21 protein-coding genes are annotated in these 21807 nt (G+C 62.9%); 20 read left to right on the forward strand and 1 reads right to left on the reverse strand.

Features of this window, described 5'->3' with window-relative positions:
- Window positions 1-29: 29 nt before the first annotated feature.
- The 18 genes from ubiE (at window position 30) to EDC35_RS04090 (ending at window position 18611) form a co-directional block, all read left to right on the forward strand.
- Window positions 30-779 (forward strand): bifunctional demethylmenaquinone methyltransferase/2-methoxy-6-polyprenyl-1,4-benzoquinol methylase UbiE, encoded by a 750-nt coding sequence (gene ubiE / locus EDC35_RS04005; protein ID WP_132975955.1) that lies wholly within the window; start codon window positions 30-32, stop codon window positions 777-779.
- Complete coding sequence (locus EDC35_RS04010) at window positions 776-1417, forward strand: ubiquinone biosynthesis accessory factor UbiJ (protein ID WP_132975956.1); 642 nt, start codon at window positions 776-778, stop codon at window positions 1415-1417. The genes ubiE and EDC35_RS04010 overlap by 4 nt, the downstream gene beginning before the upstream one ends.
- Window positions 1414-3057 carry a ubiquinone biosynthesis regulatory protein kinase UbiB gene (gene ubiB, locus EDC35_RS04015; RefSeq protein ID WP_132975957.1) on the forward strand — a complete coding sequence of 548 codons (1644 nt, stop codon included), beginning with the start codon at window positions 1414-1416 and terminating at the stop codon, window positions 3055-3057. Before EDC35_RS04010 ends, ubiB begins: the two co-directional genes overlap by 4 nt.
- A 353-nt stretch (window positions 3058-3410) precedes the next feature.
- Entirely contained in the window at window positions 3411-4391 is a 981-nt protein-coding gene (gene glk, locus EDC35_RS04020) for a glucokinase (protein WP_132975958.1), read from the forward strand.
- Between the two features lie 60 nt (window positions 4392-4451).
- On the forward strand, window positions 4452-4652 hold the full coding sequence (locus EDC35_RS04025; protein ID WP_132975959.1) for a CopZ family metallochaperone: 201 nt from the start codon (window positions 4452-4454) through the stop codon (window positions 4650-4652).
- A 22-nt stretch (window positions 4653-4674) separates the two neighbouring features.
- Entirely contained in the window at window positions 4675-5583 is a 909-nt protein-coding gene (locus EDC35_RS04030) for a lysophospholipid acyltransferase family protein (protein WP_132975960.1), read from the forward strand.
- A gap of 33 nt (window positions 5584-5616) precedes the next feature.
- Window positions 5617-6597 carry a TIGR00341 family protein gene (locus tag EDC35_RS04035; protein WP_207896101.1) on the forward strand — a complete coding sequence of 327 codons (981 nt, stop codon included), beginning with the start codon at window positions 5617-5619 and terminating at the stop codon, window positions 6595-6597.
- Between the two features lie 138 nt (window positions 6598-6735).
- Window positions 6736-6960 (forward strand): DUF433 domain-containing protein, encoded by a 225-nt coding sequence (locus tag EDC35_RS04040; RefSeq protein ID WP_132975962.1) that lies wholly within the window; start codon window positions 6736-6738, stop codon window positions 6958-6960.
- 2 nt (window positions 6961-6962) lie between these two features.
- Window positions 6963-7292: a DUF5615 family PIN-like protein gene (locus tag EDC35_RS04045; RefSeq protein ID WP_132975963.1), complete on the forward strand. Its 330-nt coding sequence runs from the start codon at window positions 6963-6965 to the stop codon at window positions 7290-7292.
- An 11-nt stretch (window positions 7293-7303) separates the two neighbouring features.
- Window positions 7304-8275 (forward strand): lysylphosphatidylglycerol synthase transmembrane domain-containing protein, encoded by a 972-nt coding sequence (locus EDC35_RS04050; RefSeq protein ID WP_132975964.1) that lies wholly within the window; start codon window positions 7304-7306, stop codon window positions 8273-8275.
- A gap of 199 nt (window positions 8276-8474) precedes the next feature.
- Complete coding sequence (sdhC, locus tag EDC35_RS04055; RefSeq protein ID WP_132975965.1) at window positions 8475-8861, forward strand: succinate dehydrogenase, cytochrome b556 subunit; 387 nt, start codon at window positions 8475-8477, stop codon at window positions 8859-8861.
- A gap of 3 nt (window positions 8862-8864) precedes the next feature.
- Entirely contained in the window at window positions 8865-9209 is a 345-nt protein-coding gene (gene sdhD / locus EDC35_RS04060) for a succinate dehydrogenase, hydrophobic membrane anchor protein (protein ID WP_132975966.1), read from the forward strand.
- Between the two features lie 7 nt (window positions 9210-9216).
- Window positions 9217-10980, forward strand: coding sequence for a succinate dehydrogenase flavoprotein subunit (gene sdhA, locus EDC35_RS04065; RefSeq protein ID WP_132975967.1), 1764 nt, complete (start codon window positions 9217-9219; stop codon window positions 10978-10980).
- Between the two features lie 122 nt (window positions 10981-11102).
- Window positions 11103-11567, forward strand: coding sequence for a DUF29 domain-containing protein (locus tag EDC35_RS04070; RefSeq protein WP_132975968.1), 465 nt, complete (start codon window positions 11103-11105; stop codon window positions 11565-11567).
- A gap of 45 nt (window positions 11568-11612) precedes the next feature.
- Window positions 11613-12305, forward strand: coding sequence for a succinate dehydrogenase iron-sulfur subunit (locus tag EDC35_RS04075; RefSeq protein ID WP_132975969.1), 693 nt, complete (start codon window positions 11613-11615; stop codon window positions 12303-12305).
- Between the two features lie 195 nt (window positions 12306-12500).
- Complete coding sequence (locus tag EDC35_RS18975; RefSeq protein ID WP_279387971.1) at window positions 12501-12635, forward strand: hypothetical protein; 135 nt, start codon at window positions 12501-12503, stop codon at window positions 12633-12635.
- Window positions 12636-13130: 495 nt separating this feature from the next.
- Window positions 13131-13328 carry a type II toxin-antitoxin system YoeB family toxin gene (locus EDC35_RS18785; protein ID WP_341539426.1) on the forward strand — a complete coding sequence of 66 codons (198 nt, stop codon included), beginning with the start codon at window positions 13131-13133 and terminating at the stop codon, window positions 13326-13328.
- A 63-nt stretch (window positions 13329-13391) separates the two neighbouring features.
- Entirely contained in the window at window positions 13392-18611 is a 5220-nt protein-coding gene (locus tag EDC35_RS04090; protein WP_132975970.1) for a hypothetical protein, read from the forward strand.
- A 174-nt stretch (window positions 18612-18785) separates the two neighbouring features.
- On the opposite strand, the gene EDC35_RS04095 is transcribed toward EDC35_RS04090, so the two are convergent.
- Complete coding sequence (locus EDC35_RS04095) at window positions 18786-19922, reverse strand: RuBisCO large subunit C-terminal-like domain-containing protein (protein ID WP_132975971.1); 1137 nt, start codon at window positions 19920-19922, stop codon at window positions 18786-18788.
- Window positions 19923-20060: 138 nt separating this feature from the next.
- Here EDC35_RS04095 and EDC35_RS04100 point away from each other — a divergent pair, with 138 nt between their 5' ends.
- Together EDC35_RS04100 and EDC35_RS04105 are read left to right on the forward strand one after the other, a co-directional pair.
- A complete protein-coding gene (locus tag EDC35_RS04100; protein WP_132975972.1) occupies window positions 20061-20714 on the forward strand; it encodes a cobalamin B12-binding domain-containing protein in 654 nt (217 codons plus the stop codon).
- On the forward strand, window positions 20711-21781 hold the full coding sequence (locus EDC35_RS04105) for a uroporphyrinogen decarboxylase family protein (protein ID WP_132975973.1): 1071 nt from the start codon (window positions 20711-20713) through the stop codon (window positions 21779-21781). The genes EDC35_RS04100 and EDC35_RS04105 overlap by 4 nt, the downstream gene beginning before the upstream one ends.
- The last annotated feature ends 26 nt before the right edge of the window (window positions 21782-21807 follow it).

A 21807-nucleotide genomic window follows, 5' to 3' on the forward strand; every position in this document is an offset into this window, starting at 1 on the left:
TTTTGCCCCCTTCGAGATCAGGTCACAGCATGTCCGACAAGCAAACCACCCACTTCGGCTACCAGCAGGTTCCGGTCGAGGAAAAGGCGAAGCGCGTGCGCGCCGTCTTCGATTCGGTCGCCTCGCGTTACGATCTGATGAACGATCTGATGTCGCTCGGCATCCATCGGCTCTGGAAGCGTCACGCCATCGAACTGGCCGGCGTGCGGCGCGGACAGCGGGTGCTGGATCTGGCCTCGGGAACCGGCGATCTGGCGGATCGCTTCGCCGGCATCGTCGGCGCCGATGGTCTGGTGGTGATGTCGGACATCAACGCCTCCATGTTGACCGAAGGGCGCGAGCGCATGCTTGAACGCGGTCGGGTCGGCAATCTGCACTATTCGCTCATCAATGCCGAAAAGATCCCCTTTGGTGATGATCACTTCGACTGTGTCACCATCAGTTTCGGTCTGCGCAATGTCACCGACAAACAGGCTGCGCTCAACGAGATGTATCGGGTGCTGCGTCCGGGCGGGCGGGCGCTGATCCTGGAGTTCTCGCACCCGGTCAGCCAGTCGCTGAGCAAGGTCTACGATCTCTATTCCTTCACCGTGCTGCCGACCCTGGGCCGGCTGGTGGTCAACGATCCGGGCAGTTATCGCTATCTGGCCGAGTCCATCCGCATGCACCCGGATCAGGAGACGCTGCGCTCGATGATGGAAACCGCCGGATTCGAACGCTGCGAATATTTCAATCACAGCGGCGGCATCGTCGCCATCCATCGGGGGTACAGGCTGTGAGCGAGGGCATCCAGATTCCTGACGCGCTGCTGGCCGTTCTGGAGCAGACGATCAACCGCTATATCGCGCTCGATCCCGAAGGCGCCGCCGCGTTCGACGCACTCACCGGGCGCATCATCGGCATCGAGGTCAAGGGCTTCGGCACCCGCATCACCATCGTCCCCGGTGTGCGCGGGCTCCAGCTTTTCGGCGATTACGATGCCGAGCCCGACTGTCTCATTCGCGGCACCCCGCTGGGGCTCGCCCGCATGGGCATGGCCGAGCGCAAGGAAACGCAGCTTCTGTCCGGCGAGGTCGAGATCACGGGCGATACCGCGCTCGGGCAGGCTCTGAGCGCGGCCTTCGCGCGGCTGGAGGTCGATTGGGAAGAACAACTGGCGCGTCTGATCGGCGATCCCTTCGCCCATCAGGTCGGCAACCAGTTCCGCGCCGCCAGTCAATGGGGCCAGCGTACCTCTGATTCGCTAACTGCCAATCTCAAGGAATTACTCCAGGAAGAACGCCGGCTGGTGCCGACCCGCTACGAGGTCGATGCCTTTCTGGCTCAGGTCGATACCCTGCGCGACGATGTCGAGCGTCTCGCCGCCCGGGTCGAACGACTCGCCCGGCACGCCACGGAGTCCGGCCTTCACTCATGATTGGTTTCCGTCAGGCACTGCGTCTCTTCCGCATCAATTCGGTTCTGATCCGCCACGGTCTCGACGAGGTCGTCCTCGCCACCCATCTGTTTCGACCGCTGCGCTGGATCCTCTATCTGCTGCCCTGGCACTGGGTCAAGCGCGATCTGCCGGCTTATCCGGCACGGATCCGCATGGCGCTGGAAGACCTGGGACCGATCTTCGTCAAGTTCGGCCAGATCCTCTCCACCCGGCGCGATCTGCTGCCGGATGATCTGGCCGTCGAACTGGCCAAGCTCCAGGATCGGGTGCCGCCTTTCGACGGGGCCGAGGCGCGTGCACTGATCGAAAAGGCCTGGGGCTGTTCGGTCGATGCGGTGCTGGATCAGTTCGATCCGATTCCGCTGGCCTCCGCCTCCATCGCTCAGGTCCATACCGGACGCCTCAAAGACGGCACCGAGGTCGTGGTCAAGGTACTGCGTCCCGGCATCGAGCACACCATCCGCCAGGATCTGGCGCTCATGTATACCGTCGCCCAGCTTGCCGAACGCTACTGGAAGGAAGGCCGGCGACTGCGCCCCATCGAAGTGGTGCGCGAATACGAGAAAACCATCTACGACGAACTGGACCTCCAGCGCGAGGCGGCCAACGCCTCGCAGATCCGGCGTAACTGGCTCAACAGCGAGATGCTTTATATCCCCGAGGTCTATTGGGACTGGACCCGACCCAATGTGATGGTGATGGAGCGCGTCTATGGCACCCCGGTGAGCGATGTCGTCAGTCTCAAGGCCCAGGGCGTGAGCATGAAACAGCTCGGCGAGCGCGGGGTGGAGATCTTCTTCACCCAGGTCTTCCGCGACAACTTTTTTCATGCCGACATGCACCCCGGCAACATCTTCGTCGAACCCTCCGGGCGCTATATCTCCATCGATTTCGGCATCGTCGGCACCCTGACGACCGAAGACCAGCGTTATCTGGCCGAAAATCTGCTCGCCTTCTTCGAGCGCGACTATCGGCGCGTGGCCGAATTGCATGTCGAGTCCGGCTGGGTACCGCCCGGCACCCGCGTCGATGAGTTCGAGTCGGCCATCCGCACCGTCAGCGAACCCATCTTCGAGAAACCGCTGGCCGAGATTTCATTCGGACATTTCCTGGTGCGGCTCTTTCAGACCGCGCGCCGCTTCGATATGGAGATCCAGCCGCAGTTGGTGCTCCTGGAGAAGACCCTGCTCAATATCGAAGGTCTGGGCCGTCAGCTCTATCCCGAACTGGATCTCTGGACCACCGCCAAGCCGTACATGGAACGCTGGATGAAGAATCAGGTGGGGCTCAAGGGGCTGTTTGATCGCACCAAGCGCAATCTTTATTCAGTCGCCGATCAGGCGCCCGAGCTGCCGCTCATTGCTTACCGGATGCTGATGGCCTACGACAAGCAGTTGCGGGGTGCCACCTTCGATCAGGCCCAGGTCCGCGAGCATCAGGCCACGGCGTCCGGGGCCATGCTCAAATCCATCGGCGGCGCGACGCTGTTCGTCTGCGCGACCCTGATGCTGCTGCTCGGTCCAGGCCACTGGCTGCCCGAACAGGCGGCGGCCGGACTCATCGCGGCGGCTTATCTGGCCGGGGTCTGGCTGTTCTTCTCGGCGGCGCGGGCGGGGTGATCGCGATAGGATTCGCGGTGCGCGACCCGTTTTCCGTGGGTCAGACCGTTGGCACCATGACCTTCGGCTCCGTCGACATGGTGATGCTCTGTATCTCTTACTCTGTAAGAGGGTGAATCTAGGATGGGGTAAAGATTGGAGTCAAGGCGGTCTTCCCGATACTCGGTCAGGGTACTGGCGTTGGAAATGGGCGTGCGGCGCATGGAGCGCCAGGACGGCCCGCAATAAATGGGATTGGCAGTTGCTTCGCTGCCGTGCCCGCATCTTGTTATCATCTCCACCTGCCGATTCGCAGCCATCGCTCCAGTCGATGGCGGCGGGCTGTTCGCCGTCTGAATGATTGGAGACATGCTATGCGCTTGCTGGTAGGTGACATCGGTGGAACGAAAACCGCGCTGGGCGTCGCGGAGACGGATGGCGAGAGCGTGACACTTGTGGAGCCACGGCGATATCCGAGCGCCGCATTCGAGTCATTCGATCAGATCGTGCGGCGTTATTGCGCCGAAACCGGTCTGATCTGTCGTTTCGCGGCCTTCGCCGTCGCCGGTCCGGTGCAGGATCGCTGCTGCGCGGCCACGAATCTTCCCTGGATCCTGGAGGCCGATGTACTGGAGGAATCATTCGGCTTCGCGGGCGTCGAGCTGCTGAACGATCTGGCGGCGGTCGCCTGGGGCGTGCCGGCCCTGGGCCCTGACGACCTGGCTGAGCTGCATCCTGGCGATGGCAGTGATCGCGGCAATGCCTGCGTGGTCTCTGCCGGGACCGGGCTCGGCGAGGCCGGGCTCTATTGGGATGGCTTTCGTCATCATCCATTCGCCACCGAAGGCGGACATACCGACTTCGCCCCCGCTGACGACCTCGAATTCGCGCTGCTCAGTCATCTCAAGACACGCTTCGGGCGGGTGAGCTGGGAGCGCGTGGTCTCCGGCATGGGCATTGCCAATCTCTACGACTTCCTGCTGACCCGGCATGGCGGCCAGACCCCCGACTGGCTGCGCAAGGTCATCGATGAGGGCGGCGACACCCCGGCCGCCGTCGCACAGGCGGCGGCTGAAGGCCGTTGCCCCATCTGTGTCGAGACCATGGAACTCTTTCTGCGACTCTATGGACGCGAGGCGGGCAACATGGCCCTGCAGCAGATGGCGCTTGGCGGTGTCTTTCTGGCGGGCGGCATCGCCCTGAAAAATCTACCCGCACTGCGCCGGGGCGGCTTTCTCGAAGGCTTTTTTGACAAGGGCCGCATGGGCGCCCTGATGCGCCGGATGCCGGTGCGGGTCATCCTGCAACCCCACACGCCCCTGATGGGCGCGGCGCGTTTCATGGCGTCGCAGTGAAAGCGCTCGACGCATGACACGACTGATGATCCGGGCTCCAGCCAACTGAGAGGACACATAATGACAATTGACATCAAGATTTCGGGCATGAGCTGCCAGCATTGCGTCCGCGCCGTGACCCAGGCCATCGAGTCCGTTGCGGGCGTCGAGAGCGTCGCGGTCGATCTGGCCCTGGGACAGGCGCGGGTGACGGGGCCGGTCGATGCGGATGCGCTGATTGCAGCCGTGACCGCTGCCGGCTATGAGGCGGAGCCGGCCTGAATCCAGCCAGTCTCAGTATTTAATGCTCTTGCATCCGAAATATTGGCCAAGCTGGGTCGCCGTCGGTCTGGTGTGGGCATTGGGGCGGCTGCCCTTCCCGCTGATCTGGGCGCTTGGCAGTCTGCTGGGGCGTCTCGGCTATCTGGTCGCTGGCTCGCGCCGGTCGGTCGGTCGCCGCAATCTTGCGATCTGTCTGCCTGACTTGAGCGCACGCGAGCGCGAGCGTCTCCTGCGCGCCCACTTCGGCTGGCTCGGGGTCGCGGCGCTGGGCCAGGGCGTCGGCTGGGGGATCTCGCGTCAGCGGCTGGCGCGGCTGGTCAAAATCCGCAACCGCGAATTCATCGATGCCTGCATGGCCGAGGGTCGTCCGGTCATCGTGCTGGTGCCGCATTTCGTGGGGCTGGAATTGGGCGGCGCGGCCTTTACCGGGCTGGTGCATGCGGGCGTCTATATGTACCAGAAGATCCGCAATCCGGTGGTGGATCGTCAGGTCCGGCGTGCGCGCCGGCAGTACGGCAGCGTCTCCATTGAGCGTCAGGATGGTCTGCGCGGCCTGATCCGGGAGATGAAACGAGGCACGCCCTTTTTCTATCTGCCGGACCAGGACGCCGGGCGGCGCGGCATCTTCGTTCCCTTCTGCGGCGTACCGGCCTCGACCGTGCCCATGCTCGGGCGCTTCGCCGCCATGACCGGGGCCGTCGTCATTCCGACCTTCGCCCGCTTTCTGCCCTGGGGGCGCGGGCTGGAATTGATCTTCGATCCGCCGCTTGCGGATTTTCCGAGTGGGGATACGGTGGCGGATACGACGCGGATGAATGCGGTCATCGCGGCCCGCATCCACACCATGCCCGAACAGTATTTCTGGGTGCATCGCCGGTTCAAGACCCGCCCGCCGGGCGAGCCCCCTGTCTATGCACCCAGGCGGAAATGACTTCAGGTCGCGTGCGGCCATGCGTCTCGGGAGATGACCATGAAGTATGTTGAAATTATCGCCGATGCGAAGAGTGTGGACACGCTTGCGGCCTTGGCCGAACAGGTCAAGGCCTTCGATTTCAGACCCGGTGTCGTCGGCAGCGATGGCATGCAGCAATCGCGGATGCTGGTCCGCGATGAGCAGGTCCAGCGCGTGCTGGATGGCCTGCAAAGCGTCCTGGGGGCGCAGCCGACCGCCCGGATTCTTGTGCTGTCGGTCGAGACGGCGCTGCCCAAGCCCGACGAGAATGAGAAGGGCAGGAAGGATTCGGCGTCCATCGCGCGCGAGTCGCTGTATGACGACATTGCGAAGGGTGCGCGGCTGGATTTCAATTACCTTGTCCTCGTCATGCTCTCGACGATTGTCGCGGCGATCGGTCTGGTGGAAAACGATGTGGCTGTCGTCATCGGCGCCATGGTGATTGCACCGCTGCTCGGCCCGAATCTCGCGCTGAGTCTCGGCACCGCGCTGGGCGATAGGGTACTGATGCGGAAAGCGGTCCTCACACTCGTTGCGGGCATCCTGCTGGCCGTTGGTCTGTCGCTGCTCTTCGGGATGTTATGGCCGGCGGCGTTCGACAGCGACGAGTTGCTGTCGCGCACGCATGCAGATCTTGGCGCAATCGCCCTCTCGCTGGCCTCGGGGGCGGCGGCGACGCTGTCCCTGACCACCGGATTATCGGGTGTGATGGTCGGGGTGATGGTTGCCGTTGCTTTGCTGCCGCCCGCCGTCACGCTCGGGATGATGCTCGGCAACGGACATCCGGAACTGGCGCTGGGCGCAGGCCTGTTGCTTGCCATCAACATCGTCTGCGTCAACCTGTCGAGCAAGATCGTGTTTTTTCTCAAGGGCGTCCGTCCGCGCACCTGGCTGGAAAAAGAGAAAGCCAAACAGGCGATGATGCTGTATGTCGTCGGCTGGGTGGTGACGCTGGCGATACTGCTCGTCGTGATCTATTTGCGTAATCTATAAAAGACCGGTTGCGTTGTTCGCTTGCGCCGTCTGGCGTGGGGATGTGTTCACACCGCCATCTGTCCGGCGCTCCATACCCGAAAGCAACGATTGTCAATGTCTGATCATTAAATTGGTGCTGACACTGGAGATGAAAGCATGATTGATCTGAATCGCATTACCATGGATCCGCAGGTGTGTGGCGGGCGGCCCTGTCTGCGTGGAATGCGGATCCGGGTTACGGATGTCCTTGATCTGCTCGCAGCGGGAGCGTCGCGCGAAGAGATCCTGGCCGATTATCCCTATCTCGACGATGCGGACATTTCCGCCGCCCTGGCCTATGCGGCAAAACAAGCGAATCACCTCGTCCTGCGGGTGGCCTGACGATGCGTTTTCTGGTGGATGCGCAGTTGCCCCCAGCCTTGGCGCGCTGGCTGACAGAACGGGGGCATGATGCCGCGCACGTTCTCGATTTGGGATTGCTGGAGGCCAGTGACCAAGTGATTTGGGCGCGTGCTGGCGAAACCGGGGCTGCACTCGTGACCAAGGATCAGGATTTTGTCACGCTCCTGTCGATCACTCCCAATGGCGCCTCAGTGGTTTGGGTGCGGCTTGGCAATACAACGCGGCGCGAGCTGCTGATGTGGTTCGATAAGTTGCTGCCTGTTATCGAGCAGGCTCTGGCATCTGGCGAACGCTTGATCGAGCTGACCTGATGGCAGTCAACATGCCTGAGAATCCGGATACTGCCAGCCGCCCGCGCTTCGGTCGTCTCCGCGATTGGGCGATAGGCGGATCGCTGCTGGCGGGGCTGGTCGTCGCCGTCCAGTTCACTGTCGGCTGGGGACCGCTGCTCGCGCCCTGGCGCGATCTCTCGCCCTGGCTGCTGGCGTGGCTCTTTCTGCTGACGGCCCTGAGCTATGCCCTGCGCGCGGTGCGGGTCAGCGACTATTTCAGCCCGCGTTTCGCCGGCCAGTTTCCGGTCATGCTGCGTCTGACCATTCTTCACAACACGGCCAACAATCTGCTGCCGATGCGGACCGGCGAGCTGGTCTTTCCCTGGCTGATGCGCCGTTATTTCGGGCATGGTCTGCTGGATGCGGCGGCGTCGCTGGTCTGGATCCGGCTGCTGGATCTGCATTTTCTGGCTCTGATCGCGATTCTGATCCTCAATCTGAGCCATCCGTCCGGATGGTGGTGGATGCTTGCTGCGCTCTGGCTGGCCGGGCTGGCGATCCTGGCCGTCATCGCCGGTCTGGGGAACGCATCCATCCTGGTCGGGGAGGGCAGGGTGCGCACCATCGTGCGCGGTGTGCTGCTGGCGGCACCCCGCAATCCCTGGCTGATCGCGCGGGTCTATTTCTGGACGGCCTGGATCTGGGGGCTCAAGTTCGCCGCCTTCACCAGTCTGCTCAAGTTCTTTCTGCCGATTGATGTCTGGCGTCTGCTGGCCGGGGTCATGGGGGCCGAGCTCTCCAGCGTGCTGCCTTTCCACGGTATCGCCGGCAGTGGCAGTTACGAACTGGCAGCGGTCGCGGCGCTGGTGCCACTGGGGGTCGATCCCAAACTGGCGCTGGCCGGGGCGGTCAATCTCCATCTGTTTCTGCTGGGATCAACCCTGATTCTCGGCGGTCTGGCGTTTCTGCTGCCGAAGACGGCGAACGCGGCTGACAATGGTTTTTCACATGATGTTCGATAAAAGCATTGATGAAAGACAGAAAAAAGCTATATGCTGCCGCGCTGCACAAAAGGCCCGGTTTGCTCCCGGCCCATGACCGGTGTGGATGGTTGCCACGCCGTTGCGCAAAACTTGTGGGATCGCTCCAGCGTTATCCAGGGATGATCCGTCACCCCGACTGCGCGCCGATGGCGTCACCCGCCTCATCAAAGGTCCAAGCATGCACACAATCAGACCCGTTTTCCTGAATTTACGGCACATCAAGCTGCCGCTTTCAGGGCTTGTTTCCATTCTCCACCGTGTCAGCGGGATCCTCATGGTCCTGACCATCCCGATCATCGCCATCCTCTTCCATCAGGCATTGTCCAGCCCTGAGGGCTTTGCCGCGACAGCGGCTTTTTTGAGCACCTGGCCGGTCAGGCTGGTCGTGATCGGGCTGCTCTGGGCGCTGTTTCATCATCTGCTGGCCGGAATCCGTCATCTCTTCCTGGACTATGGCGTCGGACTGGATCGACCGGTTGCGCGCCAAACCGCCCGCATCACCCTCTATGCCGCGCCGGTCCTGCTGGTGCTGTCCATCATCCTGACACTTCTGATGGGAGGCTGACACATGAGTCGTCAAGCATCCGGACTCATGGCCTGGCTGTTACAGCGCACCACGGCCATTTATCTCTCTTTTCTCGCGCTCTACCTGCTGCTCAAATTCATTTTCGACGCCCCCGCCGATCACGCCGAACTGGTGGACTGGGTGGCGCATCCGCTGGTCGCCATGGCCCTGATGCTTGGCGTGCCGCTGGTGCTGGCCCATGCCTGGGTCGGTATCCGCGACGTGCTGATCGATTATGTGCGTATCACCAATCTGCGGGTCGGTCTCATGACCTGGTTCGTGTTCATCATCGTCGCCTCCGGACTCTGGTTCGTGAAGGCGATCATCACCGCTGGCACCGGGGGTTAAGTCCTGTATGAGTCTTCCAACACGTCATTTCGACGCACTCATCATCGGTGCTGGCGGCGCGGGTCTGAATGCGGCACTGCAACTCGCCAGCGCGGATCTGCGCGTGGCCGTGGTCTCCAAGGTCTTCCCGACCCGCTCGCATACCGTGGCGGCGCAGGGCGGGGTGAACGCCGCGCTCGCCAATGTGCTGCCGGACTCCTGGCACTGGCACATGTTCGACACCGTCAAGGGTTCGGACTATCTGGGCGATCAGGACGCCATCGAGTTCATGTGTCGCGAGGCCATCCCGACCGTTTATGAACTCGAACATGCGGGCGTGCCCTTTTCGCGTCTCGACAACGGCAAGATCTATCAGCGCGCCTTCGGCGGCCAGAGCCAGAACTTCGGCGGCGATCAGGCCGCGCGCACCTGCGCGGCGGCGGATCGCACGGGTCACGCGATCCTGCACACGCTCTATCAGCAGAACATCCGCGCCCGCACCCATTTCTTCGACGAATTCTTCGCGCTCGATCTGGTGCGCGATGCCGAAGGCGTCATCTGCGGTGCGCTGGTGCTGGAGATCGAGACCGGCGAACCGCTGCTGATCGAATCCAAGGCCACCCTGCTCGCCACCGGCGGCTGCGGTCAGGTCTTCCGCACCACGTCCAATGCCCACATCAATACCGGCGACGGTGCCGCGATGGCGCTGCGTGCCGGCATCCCGCTGATGGACATGGAATTCTTCCAGTTCCATCCGACCGGTATCGCTGGCAAAGGCATGCTCATCACCGAGGGCACGCGCGGCGAGGGCGGCTATCTCATCAACAAGGACGGCGAGCGTTTCATGGAACGCTATGCCCCGCGCGCCAAGGATCTGGCGAGCCGCGACGTGGTGTCGCGCGCCATCGTCACCGAGGTCAAGGAAGGTCGCGGCTGCGGCGAGCACGCCGACCATGTGCTGCTCAAGCTCGATCATCTGGGCGAGTCGATCATCTCCAAGCGTCTGCCCGGCATCCGCGAGTCGAGCAAGATCTTCGCTGGCGTCGATCCCATCGTCGAGCCGATCCCGGTCTTCCCGACTGCGCACTACGCCATGGGTGGCATCCCCACCGACCGTTTCGGACGGGTCGCCATGCCGGCCGGTCAGGGCGCGGAAGAAGTGGTTGCCGGACTCTATGCCGCTGGCGAATGCGCCTGCGCCTCGGTCCACGGCGCCAATCGTCTTGGCGGCAACTCGCTGCTGGACATCCTGGTCTTTGGGCGTCTGGCGGGCAAGGACATCATCGACTATGTCCGCGAGAACCCCTATCAGCGTGCGGTCGATGCGGCGAGCCTGGAACAGGCGATGGCGCGTCTCACGCGCTGGGATCAAAAGGGCAAAGGCATTCCGGTGTCGCAACTGCGCGCTGACTTCCGCAAGTGCATGGAAGACCACGCCGGCGTCTTCCGCACCGAAGAGGTCATGGCCGAGGGCTATGAACGGCTCTGCGAACTGCGCGAGCGGCTCCCCGAGGCGCGTCTCAGCGACCAGTCCAAGGTCTTCAACACCGCGCGCATCGAGGCGCTGGAGCTGGAGAACATGATGGACGTGGGCATGTCGATTGCCGTCTCCGCCCTGCATCGTCAGGAAAGCCGTGGCGCCCATTCGCGTCCCGACCATCCCGACCGCGACGATCAGACCTGGCTCAAGCACAGTCTTTACTACAAGGACGGCGACCGCATGGATTACAAACCGGTGCGCACCAAGCCACTCACCGTCGAATCCTTCCCGCCGAAAGAGCGGGTGTATTAAACCGCGCCCGGTGCGGTATGCGCTGTTTGGGGATTGGGTCGATCCTGGCAGGATCGACGACTGTTGGAGCGGGCGCGGTTTAAGGTTTGCTGAAAGTCACCCAGATGACCGGAGTGATCACCATGTCCCAAGCCATGTATGACCAGGATCTCTATCGGTGGGCGACGGAAACCGCCGGTCTGGTTCGTGACCGGCGGTTTTCTGAGATCGATGCCCTGCATCTCGCCGAGGAGCTGGAATCAATGGGCAAAAGTGAGCGCCGGGCGCTGGAGAGCCGACTCGTGGTGCTGCTGGTTCATCTGCTCAAATGGCGCCATCAGCCTGAACGATGTTCCAAAAGCTGGCGGCGGACCCTGATCGAACAGCGTAAGCAGATCGCCAAACTGCTACATGACAGCCCGAGCCTGAACGCGCAACTTTCTGAACTGACGGTCGATGCCTACGACAGTGCCGTGCGCTGGGCGGCGGACGAAACCGGCATGGACGAGAGCGATTTTCCGCCGACGTGCGAGTACAGCGTCAGGCAACTGCTGGATGCCGAGTATTATCCAGCCGCCTCGACCAGCGGATCATCGACCTCCGGTTAAACAAATCAGTGCGGTACGCGAGGCGTATCGACGAGGTATGAACAGATGAGAATCAGCGTCTATCGCTACAATCCGGACACCGATAAAAAGCCCCGGATGCAGGATTACGAGGTCAAAACCTTCCAGGGCATGATGCTGCGTGACGCCCTGCTGGAGGTCAAAAAGCAGGACGAGTCATTCAGCTTCCGTCATTCCTGCGGCGAAGGCGTCTGTGGCTCCGATGGCGTCAATGCCAATGGGCTCAATGTGCTGGCCTGCGTCACGCCGATTGAAGAACTCAAGCAGCCGATCTCGGTGCGTCCGCTGCCGGGTCGTCCGGTCATCCGCGATCTGGTGGTCGATATGACCCAGTTCTACGAACAATACCGGGCGGTCAAACCCTATCTGGTGCGCAAGGATCCGCTGCCCGAGCAGGAGCTGCTGCAATCCCCGGCGGATCGCGACAAGCTGGACGGACTCTACGAGTGCATCCTCTGCGGCTGCTGTTCCACCGCCTGTCCGTCCTTCTGGTGGAACCCCGACAAGTTCCACGGCCCCGCCGCACTGCTCCAGTCCTGGCGCTTCCTCGCCGACAGCCGCGATCAGGCCAGCGAAGAACGGCTCGATGCGCTGGATGGGCCGTACAAGCTCTTCCGCTGCCACAGCATCATGAACTGCGTCGAGGTCTGTCCCAAGGGCTTGAACCCCACTCGCGCCATCGGCCATATCAAGGAACTGATGCTGGAGAAGGGGCTTTAGGCGGTTTCCGGGACAGTTCGTGCCCGCGATCAATCTTTTCGACAGGATTAAACCGCGTCCAGAGCGAAAGACCGAGTTTCGAGTGAGTTCGATGTTTGACGCGTCCCCGGCCCTTAGCGGGGACGCGGTTTAACAGGATTTTTAAACGGCGATCTGGTCCTGTCCGCCTACGACCGGCGCTGTTCGGTTTCCGGCTTGCCCATCGCGCAACTACTGCAAACCCCCCAGATCATTCCTGACCGCGAAGAGCGCGGACAGCCGGATATCACCAACGGCATCTGTCTCTCGATCCTGCACCACACCACACCGCTTACGACCGACGTCTGTTGAGCATCGCTCCAGACGGACGGATCATCGTCGCCGACTATCTGCTCGGGCAGCATGATGGGCCGACGTTGGAGACTGCGATCAAAGCATTGCACGCTAGACTAACCGTCTTTCTCGCCATGACGGGGATTGGCCGAATCGGGACTATCTGGCTGAACGGTTCGAGGCGTTTCGGCGGGTGGTGAGTGTATAGAAGAGACCGCTCAGTCGGTCATGAGCTGTCGGTACCGAAGGGACTGGGTGCGACTGAAACACGCGGTGAGCGGAAAGCCGGGCAGTGATCTGCGCTGTCGAAAGCCGCCGATAGCGGACGGCTGGGATGCCAACGATCAAGTTCAAGCGGTGCCGCCTTTGCAGGTTCGTAGGGCGCAATAGCGTAGCGTATTGCGCCGAAAGGACATTGGCACAGGTCTATCAGATTTGTGGCACAAAGACGCCATTCGACGTGCAAGGGACATGCAGCGTTTGTTGTGTCTTGGGGTGAGCAGCCTGCCAACCATGCGGCGTAATACGCTATCGCTATTACGCCCTACGCGGGCTGATCGAGGACGCAGCTCGCGAGCCGTTCGCTGGTATCGGCAAGCCGCAGCCGCTGCGCGGCACCTCTCTGGCTACTGGTCGAGACGTATCGACGGCATCCATCGGCTGGTCTATCGTGCGATAGACACGGAGCTTGTCGTCACGGTCTGGTCTTGAAGAACAGGCTCACGCACCGTCGAATTTCTGCGGCATGGCTCAGCGACTGATGAGATCCCCTCCATGACTAGCCCCATCGCCACCGGCGGCGCCGGTATCCATCTGGAAAGCTGGATCGCAGCCGACTATCTGGCCGCGACCCTGACCGGCAGCGCAGTCCGCGGCCTGCCAGCCGGTGCGGTCGCGACCGGCGTCAAGCTGCAACGGGCCTTCGAGGGTGCCCCGCTGGACGACGTGATCGTCTCGGCAACGACCGCTTCCGGTACTGCGACCCTCTCGCTCCAGGCCAAGCGCACGCTGTCCTTCGGTGGCAATGCGCTGTTCCGGGAGGTCATGACCCAGTGCTGGGAGACCTTCAGCGGCACCGGCTTTCAGCCCGGCCGCGACCGCTTCGGGGTCGCTATGGGTACGCCCGATGCGCGCTTCGAGTCGGCTGGACGCAACTGCCTGACTTGGGCACGGCAGAGCAGCGATGCCAGCGACTTCCTCCGGCGCATCGCCGCCAAGGACGTCGCCAGCGATCCGATGCGCGCCTTCGTTGCGACCGTTCGCGGGGTCTTGACTGGGGCTGCCACCGGCCCGGTGGACGACGACGCACTCTGGCGCTTTCTCAAACATTTGGTCGTAGTCACGGACGACTTCGAGCAGGCCGACGAGTCGGCCAATCGGCTCTCGGCAATCGAGCGGCTGCGCCTTGCCCTACCGCCTGAGGACGACGCCCGAGCGCCGGACCTCTGGCGTGCGTTGGTGGACATCGCCGATCGCGCCAAACCCGCCGCCGGCAGTCTGGACCGGGCGGCTCTGGTCGAGTGGCTCCAAAGCGAGTTCCACCTTGGCCCGCTGCGCCCCGTTCAGCCCGACCTGGAGCGGATTCGAACGGTCTCGGAGCGAGCGCTGGCTGACATCCGCGCCGACCTCGGCGGTGTGCGTCTGACCCGATCCGCGCTGGCCGAGGACCTCGATTCGAAGCTGACCGAGGCCCGCGTCGTCGAGGTGGTCGGCGAGGCCGGCTCCGGCAAGTCGGCGCTCTTGAAGGCCCTGGCGCAACCGTTCCTGGACGAAGGGCCGGTGCTGTTTCTGTCTGCCCGACGACTGCCGACCGGTGCGCCCGGCTGGGAAGGTCTCGCCGCCCACTGGCACCTGACAACCCCGTTGCCCGCCCTGCTGGTGGAGCTGGCGACCGTAACGACACCCTGTCTTTTCATTGACGGCATCGAGCGCCTCGAAGACCCCGGCGCCTGGCTTGCGGTGAACGACCTGCTGCGGGCGATCCGCCAGGCGCCATCCGCCGCCCGCTGGCGCGTCGTGCTCAGCGCGCGGGCCAACGCGCTGCGTTATCGCCTCCAGTTGGACCTGGATGACTGGGAGCGCGGCATGGCTCGCGTCATCGTCGGCGATCTCGATGCCGATGAGGTCACCGAGATTGGTGCCGCGCATCCGAAGCTCGCCCCACTGATCGCTCCCGGTGGACGGGCCGCCGCACTGGCGGCCCGTCCATACCTGTTGGATCGGCTGATCCGACTCGGCACCGCCGGGCTGATCGGCGATAGCCCCATTTCCGAGATCGACCTGATGCTCGAAATGTGGAAAGGAAGCCTCGGGGCCGCGCCGCTCGTTGAGGCCGAAATCCTGGCGCGGCAGGACGCACTGCTGGCGCTGGGCCGCCAGCGGCTCGCCGCACCGGCGCGGCCCCTGACCTCGGTCGGGATTGAGCGGGAGGCACTGCTCGGTCTGGTGCGGGACGACCTGTTGCGCCATGACAGCGCGACTCGCACCCCCGCCTTTGCCCACGACATCCTAGAGGACTGGACCCTCTGCCAAGCCCTGCACCACGACGGGCGCCCGCTCGCCGAGATCGTCGAGTCCCTGGGACAACCGCTCTGGCTGCTGGACGCAGTAGCCCTGCTCGCCCAATGGCGGCTGGAGCAGGCATCCAACCCGGACGAGTGGTTTACCCTGCTCGGGGCGCTCAGTCGCCCGCCGCTGCAACCGCGCTGGCGCCGTGCCGTGCTCTGCGCACCGCTGCTATCGACCCGGGCCGGCGCGCTGCTCGTCAAGGTGTCCGAGACCCTGTGGGCCGACGACGCAGTGCTGCTCGGCGAGTTGATGCTGTCCATGCGAACCATCGAGGTCGAGCCCGACCCCTTGGCCCTGGACGCGACCCTGTTCCCGGACTGCGATGATGTGACCCGAATGCAACTGGCCCATATCCGGGCAGTCCCGCGTCCGCGATCCTGGCGGTACTTCTTCCCCTGGCTGATTCGGCGGTTGGATCGGATACCAGTAAGGCATGTCGATGAGGCGACCCGCGTCCTCGAATCCTGGGCGCAATCTTGGCGCTGGTTTCCTGCGTGGGCAGCAGATCCCATTGCGACCTGGTCGCGCGGGTGGTTGGCAAGAATCGAGCGACAACGTGGATGGGAGAGCTACGAAGATGTCCGCGCTTTGCTCGGTCAGATGGGCGTAGGGCACGACGATGAAGCGGCCCTGCGAGAGCGTTTGCAGCTACAGATCCTGACCGCTGCCCACGGCGCGCTGGATCAGGTCGCGGCTCACTTGCAGGAAATTCGTTCCCGCTCGCACCACGAAGGCGCGGAGTTCTTCATCAGATATGCCAACTGGCTGGTCGAACCGATGCCCGCAGAGCTGGTGGATTTTCTGCTGGCGGTCATGTGCCGCGACTTCAACAGCGACGACTCGCGGCGCTGGCCCTACGGCGATCTGAATGAGCTCGGCATCGCATTTGAAGGTGAGTTCTCTCCCGCGTCCCATCTACGTCCGCCCTTTCTGTTTCTGTTAAGGCAGCATCCCGATCAGGGACTGAGACTGATCAATGGTCTATGCAACCATGCAATGGCTGTATGGCGCGTGACACTTGAAGATGAGCGCAGCGCCACCCCACTGCCCGTCCGCATTCGCTTTTCTTGGGGGGAGCGCCTGTTCTGGGGACATGCACGGGAGTACACCTGGTTTCGTGGAACCGGCCCCGGTCCCTATCCGGTCGAATCCGCACTGATGGCTCTGGAGGTCTGGTTAGAAGAACAGGTCGCTACGGGTGTGGACATGGAGGCACTGTTCCACCGCGTCCTGGACGACAACCAGTGTGTCGGTGTGCTGGGCGCATGTATATCCGTCGCCCTTGCCAATCCTGAGCGGGCACTGAAGGCCGTTCTGCCTTTGGCCGCATCGCCGCAACTTTGGCACTGGGATATGCAACGACGAATGCAGGAGCACGGTGACAGCATGTCGAACGTGATTGGGCTTCCGAGGGACCGGATATTTCTGCGCGAGGTAGCCAAGCGCAATCGGCTACCCCATCGCCAGCGAATGCTGCGTGAGTTGGCCTTTTACTATGTGCTTGATCGCGACCAATCGTTGCGCGCGGATCTACTTCAACGGCTTAGCGATTTGAAGGGCGACGATCTTCCTTTCGATTTCGCGGAGCAGCCGCAGGACCCGGCGTTGAGCGACGAGCTAAGAGAGTGCATTCGCCGCATGCGTGCCGAACTGTCATCCGAGAACTACAGCGCCCACCACGACGAGGCCGAGCAACGCCTCTTGATACAATACACTGCCCCTGCGGAGCTGACCCCGCCGCTAGCTCAAACGGAGCAGCATGAAATTCTCACCAGGGCGATGAAGGTCGCACTCTGGGCAGAGCGATCAATGGAAGCGAACGCGGTTCAGACGGATCTGTCGCTCGCGGACGCGATTGAGATTGCCAGATCGCTGGACTCGGCAGACCTCTTCGATCACCCGCCCGATGTGACCGATTTTCCGACGACCAATCGGATCGGTGCAGTGGCCGGCGCTGCTGCTATAGCGTTGAAATTCGGCGAACTCGCGGGCGATTTGCTTGGTTGGGGCCGGGATGTGATTTACCGGGCGGCTGGTACGCCTTTGGATGCCGGACCTATGACATTCGCCCAGTCGGCGGTCATGTTCCATCCGGTGGTATTCAGTGCGCGCGGGCTCACTGCATTGGTCGAGCGCGGGCGCGCGACCGATGACGAGCGTCAGGCGATCCTGGAGTTGGTGTGTCATCCGCTGCATAAGGTTATGGAGGCCGTCTACCGTGGGCTCGCCATGTGCTGGGAGCAGGATCCCCTGCTCTGCTGGCAGGCATTCGCGCTCGGCATGCGCCTATCCGTTGAGCCCTGGGCTGCGCTCGATCAACGGCGTGAATACGGCTTGGCACGACCCGAAGAAGAGATGCAGTGGATGCTCGGGGTGCTTGCGGAGATCGTCGCCGACTGGCAAGCCGGTCAATACTCGGCTCTACCAGTTATTCCGCTGCCTTGGGTGCCAGATGAGGGTGCGGATCCCGACCATCGTCCTCGCGGATGTCACGACGACTCGCCATATCGACGTTCAGAAATAGCTTTCCTGTGGCATATTGCCCCCGTCGTCTTAACAGCGCAGCCCCTCGTCTCGCTGCTTGGGACTTCTGAGCGACGGCATTCAGTGATCCGACTCGCTTCCGATTTGCTGGCCTGGACCATCATGGACGCCTGTCCACCGTTCGAACGGCAACACGGCGGCCGGGCCTATGAATGGGGATCCACATTCTTGGAATGGTGCGCTCGACTGACCGAGCACCTAACCGTAGCAGAGACCAGCGCGATCATCCTCGACCCGATTCGAGCGGTTGAGAATAGTCGAGATGCTGGGTACTTGCTGGAAACTCTGATGTTCGGCTTTGTTCGGCATCGGTTCGGTCAGGACCAGCCGCCGGACGCATCGACTATCGCTGTTTGGGGTCTGCTCTGCGACATGCTATTCGCCCAAACCAAGACGTGCAGACGACGATCAAACGATTGGTGGGGTGATGGCTACGATAAGTGTGTGCCGTTGGTCGTCTTTGTTTACGGCGGGTTTTGCCTTTTCGATCATCCCTGGCCGGCCCTCGATGCCGTGCGGTCGACGGTCGAAACCTGGGTGGAGCGATTCTCAGAGTCTGCGCAGGGCTATGCTTATCTTCTCGTCTTTCTGACCTACGCCGGCCGAGGACTATTGCCAGACCCAGCACTCGGCTGGTTGGAACGGGTGGTCGAGGCCCGAGGTCAGGACGTGCAGTTCTGGCGTACTAGCGATAACGGCTCCAGAACTGCGGCACTGCTTGAGCAGATGCTTGACGAGCATGGCGGTGAACTCAAACGTTGCGCAGGTTCGACGCAACGACTCATCACGATGACCGATCTCTTGATTTCCGTCGGTGTGCGGCAGGCGGCGCGTTTGCAGCAGCGGTTAGCAAGAACAACGGAGAACCCTGGCGGGAGATAGGGGCGGGGATCAAGTAACCGCGTCGAAATCATTTTCGGCCTGATGCAGTTGCGAGGACACTATGCACACAATCCAGTCATCAAAGCGGCTGGATGTCTGACGGATCAACAAGAAGGGGTATCGCTTGGGACCGTACAGATCGATGCGCCGCGCAACGATTGAGTCCTTAAGGCTTCAGCGCGCCAGCTCCGCAAACCGCCGACAGTTCTCGACCAGATCCGCGCCCTGCGCATGCAGATCGCCGCCGATCAGCAAAATGCTGTCGCGGCCATAGAAATCGCAGAGATCGGCGACCCGGTCCAGTCGCATGCCGCCCGCTGGCACCGGAAAGATGGGGCGGATCCGGCCCATGTCGCGGGTCGCGCCAAAGACCAGATCGCGGCATTCCGTCTGGGTGAATGAAAAGCGTCCGCCCCAGTTGGGGAAGATGGTCGCGTCAGCGCCGGCGAGCCGGTTGAGCTGACCATAGAGCACGCCATGCGCCAGCCCCGAGTCCGGGTGCAGGCAATAAGCGCCCTGAAAGGCGGGATGACTCAGAATGGGCAGCGCCAGATCGTCATCGTCGGCGAGTGCGCGCATGGCGTCCAGACCGACGAGTCCGGGACAGACGAGCAGGCCGCCGGCCCCCCATTCCCTGGCGAGCTGCGCGCGTCGCATCATCTCGCCTGCCGGGGCGGTGACGTTCGGTACGTAGAGACACTGTTGCCCGGTCTCGCGATTGGCCTGCGCGACCGCCTCGGTGCAGCGCCGGACCCGCTCATCAAAGGGACAGAAATCCTGATTGCCGAGCCCGTGATCGTCCTTGATCAGATGGATGCCGCCGAGCGCCAGCCGGTAGGCGAGATCGGCCAGCGCCTGTGGCGAGAGCCCCATCGGTTTGATGGCGGTGCAGAGCAGGGGGCGATCCCACACGTCGAGCAGTTCACGCAGGCCGCTCTGCCCGAAGCGCGGGCCGCGATACTGGCCGGCCAGCGATGCCGGTAACTCGATGCCGACCAGCCGCACGCCGGGCTTGAGGCTGATGTTGCCGAAGAGGACGTTGACGAGCTGCGTCAGCTCCGATCCGGCGGCTTCGACCGGATAGGCGATGCGTGTCTCGAAGCGATCCCCGCCAAGCGGTTCCAGCGTATCGATCCGCCCGACGATCCCGTCGCGGATCGCGGCATTGGGGATGAGCGTCTCGGGAAACTCCACGGTCTGTTCCAGACAGATGTCGTGCGCGCGGGCAGCGGCTTCATCCGGCGGACATTGGAGATGGTAAACGGCGGTGAAGCGTTCACCGCTCAGTGAGAGTGCGGGCTCGTTGTGCATCGGGTGGCTCGATAAACTGTGAACGGCAGGTTACAGCGCCACCGCGCAGGCTTCAAGGCGTCGGGCGCGTGCTATCCTGATTCAGTCTGACGACCGGCACACTGACTATCCCTCAAGCATTAGAGAGACTGCATCGCCATGCCATTGCCGTCCGAAGCCCTCCAACAGTCCTTCCTGGCGCTGGATCGGATGCGCGCCAGCGAGTTAGTGGCTGTCGCGGCGACCGAGCTGCCGCCGTTGCAGGTGATCGAGACCATGGTGCGACCGGCGCTGGAGGCGATCGGTCAGCTCTGGGAGCAGGGCGACTGCGCGCTCTCGCAGGTCTATATGAGCGGCCGTATCTGCGAGGAGCTGATCGATGGGTTGCTGGTCGGCTCCGCCTCGGATGCCAGTCGGATCCTGACGCCGCAGGTTGCTGCGCCCCGGCTGGCGATCGCTGTGCTGGAGGATTATCACCTGCTTGGCAGGCAGATCGTGCGCACTGTGTTGCGGGCCGGCGGGTACGAAGTGCTTGATTATGGACGCCAGGATGTCGAGGAACTGCTGGACCGGGTCTGCGCGGATCGCATCGAGATTCTGCTGGTCTCGACCCTGATGCTGCCATCGGCGCTGCGCACGCGGATGCTGATTGACGGTCTGCGCCGGGTCTCGCCGCAAACGCGGGTGGTGGTCGGCGGCGCGCCCTATCGCTTCGACGATCAGCTCTGGCAGGAAGTCGGTGCCGACGCGGTAGGACTCCATGCCGGCGAGGCGCTGACGATTGTCAATCGGTTGACGGGAGAGGCACCATGAGCGGGACACAGGGACTGCAAGCTGGCCTGACGTCCATGCAGCGGGTGCTGACCGCGCTCGGTCATCAGGAGCCGGATCGGGTGCCGCTCTTTCTCCTGGCCGTGATGCAGGGCGCGCGCGAACTGGGCCTGTCCATCGAGGACTATTTCGCTCGCCCCGAACAGGTGGCCGAGGGCCAGTTACGGCTGCGCGCCAAATACCGCAGCGACTGTTTCTATACCTTCTATTACGCCTCCATCGAAACCGAGGCCTGGGGCGGCGGGACCATTTTCCGCAAGGATGGCCCACCGAATGCGGCGGCCCCGGTGATCCATGAGATCGCAGACATCGCGCGTCTGACGCCGCCGCGCATCGAAGATTCGCCGGGGCTGCTGCGCGTGCTGGAAACCACGCGCCTGCTGGCGCAGGAGTCGCGTGGCGAGGTGCCCATCGTCGGCGTGGTCATGTCACCCTTCTCGCTACCGGTGATGCAGTTGGGATTCGAGCGTTATCTGATCCTGATGCACGAGCATCGCGAGCTTTTTGCACGGCTGATGCAGCTCAACGAAGCGTTCTGCGTCGCCTGGGCCAACGCGCAGGTTGCCGCCGGAGCCAACGCCATCTGCTATTTCGATCCCATCTCATCCAGCAGCATGGTGCCGCGCGCGCTGTTTCTGGAGACGGGATTTCAGGTCGCCCGCCGCACCCTGGCACGGCTTCAGGCGCCGGCGGCGATGCATTTTGCATCGGGTCGCGTGCTGCCCATCGTCGATGACCTCGCAGCGACCGGCGCGGCAGCGGTCGGCGTCAGCAGTCACGAGGATCTGGGCACGCTGAAAGCGGCCTGTCGCGGCAAAATCTCGCTGCTCGGCAATCTCAACGGCATCGCCATGCGCCGCTGGACCCCGGCGCAGGCCGAGGCGGCGGTCAAGGCAGCCATTGCCGCCGCCGGTTCGGGCGGCGGCTTCGTGCTGTCCGACAATCATGGTGAGATCCCGTGGCAGGTGCCGGATACCGTACTGCTCGCCATTGCGGACGCGGTTGAACGCTGGGGACGCTACCCGCTGGACTGGTGTCAAACTGCATGATGGCGTTTGCCTGACGAACCGAATCC

This window comes from Thiobaca trueperi (assembly GCF_004342175.1).
Lineage (GTDB): Bacteria > Pseudomonadota > Gammaproteobacteria > Chromatiales > Chromatiaceae > Thiobaca > Thiobaca trueperi.